Below are 12,931 nucleotides of genomic sequence, written 5' to 3'. Positions count from 1 at the left end.
GCGGTCATTCGCTCATGTCGCCCCGGTGGGCTGCACGACCGGCATGTGGGACGTTCCGGTAAGCGCGCTTCTGGGCGACCCGCGCGGAAATCTGCCATTTGCAGCTCCGATAAGGCTCTCGAATTGCACAGCCTGAGCAATGCGGCGTGAAACATGCGCAGGCTGGCCCGGTATTTTATCCGCGAGGAATTGGGTATCGCGGACAGCCCGTTTCGACGAAGTCGAGCCGGGTGAGATGGTCTGCGATGCGGCCCTGGCGGCCGGCACGGGTGTCAGTCTCGAGCCTGTTGACCAGGTCGACGATGTTGAAGAAGCGTCCGCGTGCGCCGTTGCGGATGAGCGCCCGGGCAATGGCGATGGCCAGATGCGACTTGCCGGTGCCAGTTCCACCGACCAGAAAGACATTGCGCTGATCGGCGACGAACGCGCCGGCGGCGAGGTCGCGGATCAGGGGTTCGTTGACCGGCGTGTCGGCAAAGTCGAAGTCCTCGATGTCCTTAGCCAAGGGCAACTTGGCGACGGTGAGCTGGTATTTGATGGAGCGGGCCTGCTTCTCCGATATCTCTGCCTGCAACAGATCCCCGACGATCCTCGGCGGCTCGTGCTGGGCGAGAAGAAGGATGCGATTGCGTTGCCGAGTGCGATGGGTCTCATGGATGGGAGTTCCTATTTGCGGGCCAGCGTCCAGAACGGGGCAATGCCGAGGTCGGGATGATAGACAGCTTGCTGAAGGCCGGCTGCCGGAGGGGTGCGAACATAGGCGAAATGGGCGTGGCAGTCGGCCCACAGTGGTGTCATCCGGGATGGCAGGAATTCGTCGATCTCGGCCCTGGGCCACAGATGCTCAGCATCCGCTCGGGCGAGCCACTCGAAGGCCCGGGCCATCAGCACATTGCCGCCAGCGTCGAAAAGCCAAAGGTCGTCGCCGAACGCCGCCAGTATTCGCGCCAGCCGGCGTTGCAGCGTCGCCACGATGTCATTGCCGATCGTGGCCAGGATCACGCTCTGCGTATAGTTGGCCAGTCCCTTGGCCACGGAGATCACGAGTACGGATCCTGCGAGGCCCCACATCATGACGAGGCTCTGCTCTACGAATACGTAGTTGATGACGTAGCGCATCAGCATTGCAAGGCCGGCCGTCGAGGCTGCGACGATCACCATACAGGACAGCGCTACGAGGTATTTGGGAATATGCCCCCGAAACGACTCCGAGAAGAGCCGCACCATCATCCTTGCGCCTTCGGGATCGGGGAATGCACGGTTCAGCAAGCGCGATACAGTCCGCTTCAGCACTCCTCCAACCCCCAAGAGATGAAACCCCAGCGCCGCATCCTAACCGTACAGATTTGAGCGGCCGCCCCGAAGCGCATTGAGGCGCCCCATGCCCCAGCCGATCGATCGCACTGCGCTCACAGGGGATGCCCTGCCATAGACGGGCAAGACGAGCAAAACGACGCCGAGAGCAGCGCGCATAAGAGCAACCCCCACAGTCATGAACATGCTGCCCGACTTTCGCCCCTCGGTCTTCATGTGGAAGTGGTTGGTCGACTGGGCCATGCCCCGCCTGTATTGGTAGGCTAGGGAAAGCCTTTCGGGGAGGATCGTCTCATAGACGATTGCTTCGGAACTCCAGGCGACTATGCAGCCATTGCGGAGGCACGTCCGGAAGAACGCGGTATCGGAACCTCCGGAATAGCGGTGACGCTCATCGAATCGAATGTTGCGATTTGCCAACCAGCGCAAATCGGCAAGCCAGTTGTTGGTGACGATGGTGTACTTCTTCCTCGCAAGCGCCGCCTTCGCGGTCTTTGCCTCTTTGCGCAACGCCCGACAGGCCAGGCTGCTGTTGACGCAAGACTTCCACCACCCGACGGAATTGCCGGCAGGTGCGACACGAACCGGGCCGCCCACAAGATGTGCGCCCGTGCTGTGCTGGGTATGCATGAGCTTAGTGAGCCAGTCTCTGGCGGGATATTCATCATCGTCAATGAAGCAGAGGAAATCCGCCCCCAAGACGCCGGCCTCGTTCAGCGCCCGGTTCCGGGCTATCGGGATGCCTCGGGACAATTCCACTACATACTTGACATCGATCGTGGTGAGTCCAGCCGAGTTGACTAGTTCTCGTGCCGACTGCTCGGCGTCATTGTCGATCACAAGAAGCGTCGCCTTGGCACCCTGTACGGGGTCCAGAAGTGCGACTGCCCGCAACAGTTGCGCTAGTGTATCCGGTCGCCGGTACGTCAGCACTGCGATTACGATATGCTGCATCCCCCCACTCCTCCTCGCTGCCACCGAGAATACTTGCGACATAGATTGGACCGGATTCTTGATCTGTTCCCCGAAATCCAAGTGCGCCCCGGTTGCAAATCTGCCTTTAGCACAACTACCGCCTGATTTCGTTCATGCCAAGAGGTCTAACTCCATTGCGATGTCGATACTGATTGCCCCCTTGATCACGTGGCCGAAAGCTTCTTCAATCTGTTGAAGCGAGAGCGGATACGCCGAAAGGTCTATCGTTCAAGAGACGAAGCCCGGCAGGATGTGTTCGATTACATCGAGATGTTCTACAACCCGAAGCGCAAGCATGTCAGAAACGGAATGCTGTCGCCCGTCGAGTTCGAAAGGCAGCAGAAAACGTAACCCGAGGGCGTCTACGAAACTCGGGGCTATTCAAAGCAAACCAGCCTCCCTCAGACAATCTCCAAGAAGTTCCAAACGTCTGCACGTTAACGAGATTTTTTTATTCCTGGCGTCGCAGGCCAAGCCGCTTCGCCAGATATTCAAGTTGTGTTCCAAAGTCTGCGTGTCGCAGTGATCCCACTTGCTGGTTGAGCCGGTCATACAATGTGCAATCGAAATTGGCTACGACTTCCCTAACGAGAAGCGGATGTTTCCGCGGATGCTCATGATGCGTCGAGGGGATCTCGAAAGTTATGCCAGTCAAGGCGGACAAGGAGGCCACCTCCCCTTTGTGCCGCTCCGCGATCAAGGCGCAGGCCTCCGGACGCAAGATCGGCTTGCGCCAGCCCTTGTCTCGAGCCTTGCATAGCGCCTTTATCAGTCGGGTGGTGGGCCGGTTAAGCTTACCGTCTTGTTTGGAATACCACCTGAAACGGAAATCCTGAACGATCTGCATCTCTTCGGGGGACAGGCTGTCGTTGACAAAAGGAATGTTGTGTCGAAAGAAGGAAAGGTCGACGCCCATGAAGCGGCCCATTTCTTGCGCGAACTTGCCCACAATACCTTCTTCGGACGCGCTCAACGCACTGAACTCGAGAAACGTACATGGGAAATGTCGCTGCCAGCCTGCGACCCTGCTAGCATAATCAACGAAAAAGTCGGCTGGCGCTGGAAACCGTGAAGAGCCTTTTACCTCCTGTTGAACGAAGGAAAGGTAAAACGAGGCTGGGCTTCGGAGAACTGCGAAAATCAGTACGTCATCGACGCCGGCATCAGCTAGATCCCGCTTGAGCATCGAGATCTCATCCGCGCGCAGACGAAACAGATGTTCTCCGCTGATGATCACATGATGGCCTCGCCGGATTTCGCTCATTAAATCCTGGCGGTAGGCGTCTAGAAATCGCTTCTCTTCCCCTTTGCGTACGCGGGGCGGAAGACCGCGTACAAGTCGATCGCTTCCCTGTGGAAGGTAGGACGAAGCTAGGAAATTGTGATTCAGTCTTGCAATTCCGCCTTGCGGATAGATGATTCCCGCCTCTTTGAGCCAAGGCAGGTTCTGTCGTATCGCTTGCTGGATCGACGTACTTCCAGTCTTTTCCATCCCGACGTGAATGAAACACTTCGCCATGCCGGCCGCGAGACTCGTATCTGATGGCCCACGGCCATTGCGCTTCACATGAAGCATTACGCTGATCTATACTGGTAGGCAATGCCGCATGCAAAGGGCTATGCGCGAAGAGGACATCGGAGCTATACGCGGCCTGATGGGCTGGTACAGATGGCATGACACACAGAGATGGCGAATGCGCGATTGAACGGAATATCTGGATACTTTGGTTGCAAGGATTTGAACTGGCTCCTGAGCTGGTCAAGATCTGCGCCAATACCTGGAGCGCTAAGAATCCAGGATGGCATGTTCACCTTCTTACCGAACAGAATCTGGCTGACTTCCTCGACAACGACTTTCACCGCGAGATAGTTGCGCTGGCGCTGCCGCCTCAAAAGACGGCAAATCTAGTCAGATTGTACCTGGTTTCCCGCTATGGAGGCGTCTGGGCCGATGCAGATTGCTACTGCGCCCGCGCCTTGGATGATTGGCTTCCATCTTCCCTAGAAGGAGGCTTTTTCGCATTCCGTTTTGACGCTGACGCCTGGCTTGAGGCGAACCGCGACCGCCCTCTCGCACGCCTGCTCGGCAGCTCTGCAGACCGCGTGCTTTCAAACTGGTTCATCGCAGGGCGCGCTGGCAACCCAATCAGCTCCGTATTTTTGAGACACCATCTCGAACTTTTTCAGCAGGGAAATTTCGGCGAGCGGCGACGTAATAAGATGTTTCTGCGGTTCGCATTGTTTGTTTTTAGACGCAACGCCTATGTTTCCAGCCAATTGGCAAACTTGCGCCTTCTGCAGCTAGCCGGAACGTTCCCGTATTTCGTATTTCATTATCATTTTGCCAGATTGCTCTTACAAGATAGCACGTTTCACGCGGCGTGGCGGAATGTAGTTCAACGCGACAACCGGCCATGTCTCGCTTACAGTAAGAACCTTCATCTCAAGGATGACGAACGCTTCCGAGAGGATTTCGAAGGGCGCGGAGAGGCTCCCTTGCTCAAGCTTCATTGGAAGCAGCGTAAGGAGGTGACGTTGCCGGGTTCACGTTACCGCGCGCTGGTTGATGGGTCACTGTCCGCATGACAGACCATGGATTGAACCGCACCGGGTTTGCCGGAGGCTCCAACTTCTGAGAGATTGGAGCCGATATGAGCAAGACAACGAATAAATCCTCACCTGAGGTCCGTGACCGGGCCATCCGAATGGTGCTGGATCACGAAGCCGAGCATCCATCACGGTGGGCGGCCGTTTCATCTATCGCGGCCAAGATCGGCTGCTCGCCAGCCACGCTGCACGAATGGGTGAAGAAGACCGAAGTCGGGGCTCGGCGCTGACGCATCATCCGCATGTCCACATGATCGTGCCGAGCGGCGGCATCGCGCCAGGCGGGAGTCGGTAGATATTGTCGCTCCCGGCCTTCCTCCTCCCGGTCCGGGTACTGGGCAAGCTGGCTGTTCCTCAGCCGGCTCGTCGCGCTGCACGACGCCGGCCGGCTCGCCTTCTTCGGCTCGATGGCGCACCTCACCGACCGCCGGGCACTCCTGCGCTACCTGTCGCCGGTCCGGACGAAGCGCTGGATGGTCTACGCCAAGCCGCCCTTCGCCGGGCCGGAAGCAGTGCTTGCCTACCTGTCGCGCTACACGCACCGGGTCGCGATCTCGAACCGTCGCCTGATCCTGTTCGACGAGGTAGGAGTGTCATCGCAGGATTATCAAGGAGCTCAACGCAGCCGGCTTCGACAACCTGCGCCTTCCGCATATTGCGGTGCTGCAGTTTCCCGGGCCGGACGAGGGTCGCCCAGCTACGCTCGCCGAGCGCGCAGGCATGAGCAAACAGGCCATGAACCAGCTACTCGGGAGCCTTGAGCGTTTCGGCTATATTGTCCGAACCGATGCACCGGGTGAGGGCGGCGCGCGCATTGTCCGCTTTACCCAACGAGGACACGCTGCATTCGCAAAAATCATCGACACACTTCGCGACATTGAGCGCGAGTGGAGCAGTGAACTTGGACCCGAGCGTTTCGGCCAGCTCAAGGCGCTGTTGATGCTTGTCTGGGAGGGGCCGCTAGTTCGCTAGCCGAAGGCACTTATTATCCCCATCCGGTTTTTCCGGGCGGTGAATGGCGCTTTGGAAATCGATCATGAAGGTCTGACTGGTCGCCCTTCGCGCCACCCACAGATGATCACGAGAACGGCCGAGAAGGGCCGGGTGCCGATCGGCAGCTATCCGCCTTTGAGCCTTCCAATCCCGACAGTCCGCAAACGGCCCCCAAGCTGTCAGTCGGCAACGCGCCCCATTGCGGTCATTCCGCTGGCCCCTACGGTCTTCCAGCAGCGGACATCGCTGAGGCTGACGCCGCGGGCGAGGTCGCGTCAATTGCAGACGTTGATGGCATTTCAATAGCGGACCTTGTTCGCACCGAGGCCGAGCTGGTCATGATCGAGGTGCATCGGGTTCGCGCCACCGCTCGTGCCGCCTGCGTGGAAGCAGAGAGCTCGCCATTCGGAAAGACGATTATGCCGGTAACAAAGCGAGAGCCCGGCAATCGGTCCATCAACGGAACGACGGCATTGTGGAAATGGAATAGCGAAAAGGCAGAGCTAGTCGCCCAATCGAGGCCAAACCTATCAGTTTCTTCCATTCGATTGGTTATAAGCGCACGAACCAAATATTCGAGCCGAGTGTGTTCGATACGCTGTTTGGAGGGTGAGCGCGGCTCCCTCGCTCGCAGTCTATTGGCTCACTCTGTTGACGCGCCGATTCAAGGCGCGCCCTTTCGGCCTTCATCCCGCAGGCTCAAACCACAGGCCAGATACCGGCGAACGGATAGCAAGATCACTGATCGGTCGAAATGGCGGCCTTTGAACATGGGCGATCTCCAGAAAGCGGAGAGTCCTCCGCGCCTGTGAGCCGAGGCCCTGAGGGCGCGCAAGTTCCGACGTCGAGCATATGCTCCCGCTCAACGATATTGGTAAGGCCATAGTCGATAGTGATCGCTACGCTAATGTCGGGGTAGCGGAGGATAATAGGGGGTGAACGTTGGCCGCGGTAGCCCAATTCCTAACCTTCCAAATCCCTTCTCACTTGGTGATACGGAGGGAGATCCCCAAAAGTTCGCCTAAACGGAGGGGCAGGTGCGATGACGCCTGCAACTCGGCACAACTCGCCGCCCATCGTTGCAAATATTCTGCCGCCGGAATTCCGCTGCGGCCGGGCCAACGATTGAGTGCGCCAAGTGCCTCAACACAATCTGGAGCCTGCTCGAATTCAGCAAGGATGTTCAGCGACATTGCTTGTGCAAATGGGTTGAGACTTAGCATTTCGATCTCGTCCCGATGATCATGGAACCATGCTGTGGGATCGCGTGCCAGCCCCTGGCTGTCGGCCAACGCGGTATAGCGTTTGAGTATGTCCTCACGATAGTCGGCAATGGCATCGCCGAAAGCGTTGTCACCGGCAAAGGGCGGGTCTTGCTTCCAGCTCTTCGCCAGGCGCCCCAAGCCATATAGCAAGAGGGCCTCCACCATCGCCTCCTCGAGCCATTGGCAAGGAGGCGCTGGCTTGGCGTCAGCCCAGCTATTGGCAAGCACGTGGCCCAGTTCATGCCCGAACTGGTAGGCGAGCTTCGACCAGTCCCGCTCACCGATGTTGACGATGACCCACGCCATGTTGCTGTTGCCCGGATGCAGCCAGATTGCGGGGGGGCCAGATGTGTGCGCCTCGACGCGTAGTCGCGTTGGTTGGCGGTCAGATAGAAGACGGACGTCCTCAAGGCATGCATGCCGCATCCGCTCGACGACCTGAAGACCTGCTTCTAGGTGGACCTGAGCGCTGCAATGTCAGCATTTGCAAGCAGACATGCGCCTTGCAATCGCGTCGGCAACTGAAGTTTTCTGAAGTGGCTGAACCCCTTCTGCTCGGCCGTGGGCCGCAACCTTTCTCGATTGCGTCGACAGCCACAGATGGGCTGTATAAGCATGCCAATGCTTGCATGACATATGTTTGCTGCCCGTTGGTGAACTTCCCTTTGCGCGGTATGGAACGTGGTGTTCGGTCGCGCTATAGCCAGCGCATGATCAGATCGTTTGCACGACCATTCGCCTGGCTGCTGCTTGCGGCCATTCTGTTCGTCACCGTCTCGCCCATTCAGTGGCGGCCGCACACGCATGAGCCGGCTGACGTAGAGCGCTTTGCCGCCTTTGCGGTGGTCGGCCTTGCCTTCGTCCTAGGTTACCCGCGCCATTGGCTTCTGGTGACCTGCCTTGTCGTCGGGTCCGCATTCGCGTTCGAAGTAGCCCAGCTTCTGTCGCCCAGCCGGCACGCTCACATCGAGGACGCTATCATCAAGGCGGCCGGCGGACTCGCGGGGATCGTAGCCGGCGCCGCCATCAGCCATTTCACTGGGCAGACCCGGGATTAAGCGTCGCCCATCGACCCGCGCGACCATAACGATTTCACCCAGCCCACTACCGAATGCGATTTGCTCAGCGGCGGACCATGACCCCGCGAATATTGCCGCCGTAGGATCGCCCTGCGGCGCTGAGCTCGGTGTAGAACACGGGCGCCCTCGATCCGTGCTGCGGCCGTTGGCACCATAACATTTGATAACAGTCTAGGACCTGCTCGTGGGCCCTCCTCGCTGCTTGTAGGTGAGGGACATCAGCACCGGCTCGCAGGCCGCGATGTCAAGTCTTGTCGAACATTCCTTAACAGGCGGCCTCCTTACCAACTTGAGTAGGCAGTCGCCGCCCGACGCATTATCGCAGTTTGCGTTTGCCTGCCTGGGCGTAGCCGATCGCCAAGATGTGGCTGGAATACGTTCCATGCTGCTCCGGCATAGCTGATAGCTCCGCAGCACGGCTATCGATATTCGGGGGCGAAGTTATTCATACCGCAACAATGTGTGCTGACTCTCTCCGACGATGAAGACTTGCGTTCGGAGGAAGGGCCTCGCGCCGCAACGGGGTATGCCGCTGGTCTAGGTTTGGCCGGCGAAGGAATGGCTTCGCGTCAACCTGTCGCGTATTTAGCCAGACTATCTGCCTTTGGGTTCGATGTCTGGCACAAAGGGAGGATACAATGAGCGTAAGAATCGGGATCATCGGGTATGGTGAGGTCGGGCAGATTTTTGCCGCCGATCTTCTAACCAATGGTGCAACAGCGGTTGCAATTTATGACAAGATTTTTGGGTCGCCTGTGGCCGAACAGCGTGTCCGCATGGCTGGTGAGCTTGGCATACTTGTGGCCCTATCTGCCCGAGAAGCCGTTCGTGGGGCTGATATCATAATTTCGGCAGTTACGGCGGACCAAGCGAAGCCTGTTGCCGACGGCGTCGCACCATTTCTGAAGGCCGGACAAATCTACCTCGATATCAATTCGGCATCGCCGGAAACCAAGATTGCTGTGGCCAAGATGGTTGATGCCAGCGGTGCTGATTTCGTTGAGGGCGCCGTCATGGCTACGGTCCCTGGTCCGAGGCTCCAGGTTCCGATCCTTGGTGGCGGTAGCAAGGCCGTGCAGGTGGCGAGCGTGCTCAACTCCTTGGGCATGAATATTAATCCGGTAACGACGGAGACTGGCCGCGCCTCGGCGATGAAGCTGTGCCGAAGCATCATGATCAAGGGCCTCGAGGCACTCATCATCCAGTGCAAGGAAGCATCAACGCGCTGGGACATCGAAAAGGAGGTCTTTGCGAGCCTTCATGACACCTACCCCGGAATGGACTGGAAGAAACTCGCCATCCAGATGCCCAACAGGGTCAGCCAGCACGGCGTCCGTCGCAGCGCTGAAATGCGCGAGGCAGCCCAGATGGTAAAGGCTCTCAGCATGGACGACAGCCTGTGCGCCGCAGTTGCGCAGATACAAGCGTCACACGTCGGCAAGTAGGCCCGCAGCAGGACTTTTGCGAGGTCATGATGTCACTTGCCGACAGCCAAACACGCGAGCGTCACGCAGCCGCGCTGTGTTGCATTCTTGGCGACAAAGCAGTCCTTATCGAGGATGCCTCGAAGGCGCCGTATGAGCACGGCGCCCGCTATGACGCAGGCAGTGCGGCCATCGTTCTGAGGCCTGTCGACAGCCACGAGACATCACTGGCGCTTGCCTATTGCGTGGCCCATGGATTGTGTGTGGTGCTTCAGTCGGGCAATACTGGGTTGGTATCCGCCTCGACCCCTGACGGGGCCGGCACGCAGGTAGTCCTCAGCCTTGAACGGATTACCGAGCCGTTCGTGCTTGATGAAGAAAACCGTTCGGTGCGCGTGGGCAGCGGCATGAGGCTGTCGGAACTCAATCGGCGCCTTGCGCCGTATGGCCTATTCTTCCCGATCGACCTTTCGGCCGACCCGTGTATCGGCGGCATGCTCGCTACAAACACTGGGGGCGCTCGCTTTCTCAAGTATGGCGATGTCAGGAGAAACGTTCTCGGGCTAACAACCGTCCTAGCCGACGAAGCCGGGACCATACTTCAGCTTGGGCGCGGACTGCGCAAGGACAACACTGGTCCAGACTGGAGGCAGTTGTTCATTGGCAGCTCGGGATCGTTCGGCGCCATCACCGAATGCTGGCTCAATGTTGAGAGAATGCCCCGACAAGCAGAGACGGTCATCCTGGTTCCGGCAACAAGCCAAGCTGTAGCAGGACTTCTGTTGCGGTTCGAGGCCGAACTTGGTGGCTACCTGACCGCGTTCGAGGGTATGTCGCGCAATGCAATGGCAGCGGCGTTCGGGCATACTCCACACCTTCGCAATCCGTTCGCCCATGGTACTGTTCCCGAATATGCCATCTTGGCTGAGTTCACCCGTTGCTGGGAGCCGAAAGAAGACGAAGCGTCATTGCGTAATCTGGTGGAAAACACTCTGGTGCGGATGTGGGACGACGGCAGCGATCTGCTGGCAGACGCACTGTTTGGATCCGGCGACGACCTCTGGGCGCTTCGCCATGCGCTTTCGGAAGGTGTCCAGAAATCTGGGAAACTCTTTGCGTTTGATCTCTCGTTTCCGCGCGGGCAAGTGGCCCGGTTTCGTGACTGCATTGCCGAGGCTTGCTCCACCAGCTACCCGGAGGTGACCATTTGTGATTTCGGTCACGTTGGCGACGGCGGCGTTCACCTGAACATGGTGGTTCCCCGTGATCACCCCGAACTCCAGAGGCATTCTTACGAACGCGAGCTTCGCGATTGGGTGGTTGAGATTGCGGTCTCCCTGTTCAAGGGAAGCTTCAGCGCAGAGCACGGTGTTGGCCGTACCAACCAGCGTTACTATGACGCTTACACGCCAGAACAGCTTAAGCGGCTAGCTGGCGGCTTTCGCGCGGCAACTTCTCCGAATGGACTTGGCGCCGTTCGGTTTGACTGACTAGCCATCCAAACCATGCCCGGCCTCACCGCAAATGCGCTGGGGTCGCGAAGCCGTGTTCGCTGCCATACGCCTCTGGGCCTATTCCTGATTTTCGCCTGCAGTTCCTGCGGATGTGCTTCCGCTTGCCTTGCGACCGACGGCGACCCATGCCGTTTTGCGATATCTGAAAGGCAACTGTTGATCGTAGTAATACCTCGGCGCATTGATACATTGGTTTGGCGACGACGGAAAAGAAGTCGCATCAGGAGTTTTTGCAGACAGGCGTCACAAACAAATGCGGCCAGGATTTCTGTTGCCGCAACGAGGATCGACGTCGCGATGCCTACTGTCTTGGAGGAATTATGACACCATCGCGCAATTGGAGAGTGTCGTTGGCTGGCGAGTGCATGGTGTGCCGCCCGTTCAGCATGCACGACGAACCAGAGTTCACTCAGGTTTGGGATCTGCTGAAGGACTCGGATGTGGCTTACGGTCACCTTGAGATGAATTTTGCCGACTACGATGAACTCAAGTGGCCGGCGCGCGGCCAGGGCATCGGCAGCTTCATGATGTCTGACCCTGAAATCGCCAACGACCTCAAATGGGCTGGGTTCGACATCATGTCCACCGCCCACAACCACAGCTTCGACTTTGGCGCCGAGGGCCTTCTTGCCACCAAGAAGCACATGAAGGCAGCCGGCATCGTTACGGCTGGCACCGGCGCTGACCTCGAGCTGGCGAGCGAGCCGGGTTATGTCGAAAAGAAGAACGGTCGTGTCGCGCTCGTTTCCACCAGCTCGGGCAACCAGCATTTCATGTGGGCAGGTTTGTCGAAGGGCGCGCTGCGCGGTCGTCCCGGCGTCAATCCCCTGCGCCTGAATTTCGAGTTTATGGTCGACGAGACGACGGCCAAAAACCTCAAGGATTTCGCGCAGAAGCTCAATGTGGCCAAGCCGCCCAAGCATGGACGAGAGGGTTCGTTCGGCATTCAGCTTCCCGGGCCACAGCAGTGGGGCGATCCAGAATCCTTCTTCGTCGGCGATCGATGCGAAATCATCAGCCGCTGCAACAAGCGCGATCTCGAACGCAACTTGCGCTCCATTGACGAGGCACGTGCCATGGCCGACCTGGTCATCGTCGCGCACCATTTTAGCGTGGCAGACGGTCCGCGAGGCGAAACGGCCCCGCAGTTCGTGCAGCAATTTGCCCGAGCCGCGATCGATGGCGGGGCCGACATTTATGTCGGCCATGGCTGGCACAGGACGCTCGGTATCGAGATCTACAACGGCAAGCCGATCTTCTATGGTCTCGGCAACTTCTTCGCCCAGTCCGAGTTCATTCAGCGTGTACCCTACGACAGCTATGACGCCTGGGGCCACGATGTCGACCGGCTGCCAATGTTGACCCCTGCTGCTCACCCATTGCACCCGGGCCTCGACACCCCGTCAGATACATGGTGGAGCTCCGCCGTCATCCAGCTGGAAATGAACGATTATGGGTTGAAGCGGGTCCTTTTGCATCCTGTCGAGATGGGGCGTGACTCGAGCCCGCAGGCGAACCAAAGCCGCCGCACCGGTAAGGGCGATCATCACCAGACCGAAGGCCGTCCGATGCTGGCGAAGGGTGAGGATGCATTCCGCATCATTGATCGCTACCGCCGCCTGTCCGAGCCACTCGGCACCAAGATCCAGATTAAGGACGGTGTTGGAGTGATCGAACTCTAAGAATGAAGAAAGTGCGTGCTTGTGGCGAGGGAGGTCGCCACAAGCCCATTGTGTAATTCATAGGCCCATCGATCTCGT

The 12,931-nt window shown here is 58.5% G+C and carries 10 protein-coding genes and 5 pseudogenes; 9 read left to right on the top strand and 6 right to left on the bottom strand.

The genetic code is table 11. From position 1 onward, the window contains the following. Positions 1-214 precede the first annotated feature (214 nt). The 3 genes and pseudogenes from ABSY17_RS19795 to ABSY17_RS19785 form a co-directional block, all read right to left on the bottom strand. A pseudogene (locus ABSY17_RS19795) lies at positions 215-607 on the bottom strand (ATP-binding protein); the annotation flags it as partial. A 59-nt stretch (positions 608-666) separates the two neighbouring features. Next, on the bottom strand, positions 667-1,230 hold the full coding sequence (locus ABSY17_RS19790) for a hypothetical protein (protein ID WP_378944387.1): 564 nt from the start codon (positions 1,228-1,230) through the stop codon (positions 667-669). 102 nt (positions 1,231-1,332) lie between these two features. Then, positions 1,333-2,268 (bottom strand): glycosyltransferase family 2 protein, encoded by a 936-nt coding sequence (locus ABSY17_RS19785; RefSeq protein ID WP_378944385.1) that lies wholly within the window; start codon positions 2,266-2,268, stop codon positions 1,333-1,335. A gap of 183 nt (positions 2,269-2,451) precedes the next feature. Here ABSY17_RS19785 and ABSY17_RS19780 point away from each other — a divergent pair. Then, a pseudogene (locus ABSY17_RS19780) lies at positions 2,452-2,640 on the top strand (IS3 family transposase); the annotation flags it as partial. A gap of 100 nt (positions 2,641-2,740) precedes the next feature. Here ABSY17_RS19780 and ABSY17_RS19775 read toward each other — a convergent pair. After that, on the bottom strand, positions 2,741-3,865 hold the full coding sequence (locus tag ABSY17_RS19775; protein ID WP_378944382.1) for a hypothetical protein: 1,125 nt from the start codon (positions 3,863-3,865) through the stop codon (positions 2,741-2,743). A 98-nt stretch (positions 3,866-3,963) separates the two neighbouring features. Here ABSY17_RS19775 and ABSY17_RS19770 point away from each other — a divergent pair, with 98 nt between their 5' ends. The 4 genes and pseudogenes from ABSY17_RS19770 to ABSY17_RS19755 all read left to right on the top strand — a co-directional run bounded on the left by ABSY17_RS19770 (position 3,964) and on the right by ABSY17_RS19755 (position 5,868). Further along, positions 3,964-4,875, top strand: coding sequence for a capsular polysaccharide synthesis protein (locus ABSY17_RS19770; RefSeq protein ID WP_378944379.1), 912 nt, complete (start codon positions 3,964-3,966; stop codon positions 4,873-4,875). 65 nt (positions 4,876-4,940) lie between these two features. Next, positions 4,941-5,111, top strand: a pseudogene (locus ABSY17_RS19765) (IS3 family transposase); the annotation flags it as partial. A gap of 2 nt (positions 5,112-5,113) precedes the next feature. Beyond that, positions 5,114-5,492, top strand: a pseudogene (locus tag ABSY17_RS19760) (transposase); the annotation flags it as partial. Positions 5,493-5,616: 124 nt separating this feature from the next. Beyond that, complete coding sequence (locus ABSY17_RS19755) at positions 5,617-5,868, top strand: hypothetical protein (RefSeq protein ID WP_378944376.1); 252 nt, start codon at positions 5,617-5,619, stop codon at positions 5,866-5,868. Between the two features lie 709 nt (positions 5,869-6,577). On the opposite strand, the pseudogene ABSY17_RS19750 reads toward ABSY17_RS19755, so the two are convergent. Next, a pseudogene (locus ABSY17_RS19750) lies at positions 6,578-6,661 on the bottom strand (IS6 family transposase); the annotation flags it as partial. A 211-nt stretch (positions 6,662-6,872) separates the two neighbouring features. After that, positions 6,873-7,460 carry a hypothetical protein gene (locus tag ABSY17_RS19745; protein WP_378944373.1) on the bottom strand — a complete coding sequence of 196 codons (588 nt, stop codon included), beginning with the start codon at positions 7,458-7,460 and terminating at the stop codon, positions 6,873-6,875. 404 nt (positions 7,461-7,864) lie between these two features. On the opposite strand from ABSY17_RS19745, the gene ABSY17_RS19740 reads away from it, so the two are divergent. The 4 genes from ABSY17_RS19740 to ABSY17_RS19725 all read left to right on the top strand — a co-directional run bounded on the left by ABSY17_RS19740 (position 7,865) and on the right by ABSY17_RS19725 (position 12,853). Further along, on the top strand, positions 7,865-8,212 hold the full coding sequence (locus ABSY17_RS19740) for a VanZ family protein (protein ID WP_378944370.1): 348 nt from the start codon (positions 7,865-7,867) through the stop codon (positions 8,210-8,212). Positions 8,213-8,871: 659 nt separating this feature from the next. Further along, entirely contained in the window at positions 8,872-9,678 is an 807-nt protein-coding gene (locus ABSY17_RS19735) for an NAD(P)-binding domain-containing protein (protein WP_378944368.1), read from the top strand. 26 nt (positions 9,679-9,704) lie between these two features. Beyond that, complete coding sequence (locus ABSY17_RS19730; RefSeq protein WP_378944366.1) at positions 9,705-11,147, top strand: FAD-binding oxidoreductase; 1,443 nt, start codon at positions 9,705-9,707, stop codon at positions 11,145-11,147. Between the two features lie 368 nt (positions 11,148-11,515). After that, positions 11,516-12,853, top strand: a complete 1,338-nt coding sequence (locus ABSY17_RS19725) for a CapA family protein (protein ID WP_378952893.1) — start codon at positions 11,516-11,518, stop codon at positions 12,851-12,853. The last annotated feature ends 78 nt before the right edge of the window (positions 12,854-12,931 follow it).

Source organism: Mesorhizobium sp. ANAO-SY3R2 (genome assembly GCF_042466635.1).
Classification (GTDB): Bacteria; Pseudomonadota; Alphaproteobacteria; order Rhizobiales; family Rhizobiaceae; genus Aminobacter.
Note: the sequence above shows the minus strand (reverse complement) of the source record. Positions and strands in the feature narration are given on the sequence as shown.

What these genes read in the sequence shown, in the direction of transcription:
- ABSY17_RS19790 (WP_378944387.1), bottom strand. Translation starts at nt 1,230, where the DNA reads ATGATGGTGCGGCTCTTCTCGGAGTCGTTTCGGGGGCATATTCCCAAA.
- ABSY17_RS19785 (WP_378944385.1), bottom strand. Translation starts at nt 2,268, where the DNA reads ATGCAGCATATCGTAATCGCAGTGCTGACGTACCGGCGACCGGATACA.
- ABSY17_RS19775 (WP_378944382.1), bottom strand. Translation starts at nt 3,865, where the DNA reads ATGCTTCATGTGAAGCGCAATGGCCGTGGGCCATCAGATACGAGTCTC.
- ABSY17_RS19770 (WP_378944379.1), top strand. Translation starts at nt 3,964, where the DNA reads ATGACACACAGAGATGGCGAATGCGCGATTGAACGGAATATCTGGATA.
- ABSY17_RS19755 (WP_378944376.1), top strand. Translation starts at nt 5,617, where the DNA reads ATGAGCAAACAGGCCATGAACCAGCTACTCGGGAGCCTTGAGCGTTTC.
- ABSY17_RS19745 (WP_378944373.1), bottom strand. Translation starts at nt 7,460, where the DNA reads ATGGCGTGGGTCATCGTCAACATCGGTGAGCGGGACTGGTCGAAGCTC.
- ABSY17_RS19740 (WP_378944370.1), top strand. Translation starts at nt 7,865, where the DNA reads ATGATCAGATCGTTTGCACGACCATTCGCCTGGCTGCTGCTTGCGGCC.
- ABSY17_RS19735 (WP_378944368.1), top strand. Translation starts at nt 8,872, where the DNA reads ATGAGCGTAAGAATCGGGATCATCGGGTATGGTGAGGTCGGGCAGATT.
- ABSY17_RS19730 (WP_378944366.1), top strand. Translation starts at nt 9,705, where the DNA reads ATGATGTCACTTGCCGACAGCCAAACACGCGAGCGTCACGCAGCCGCG.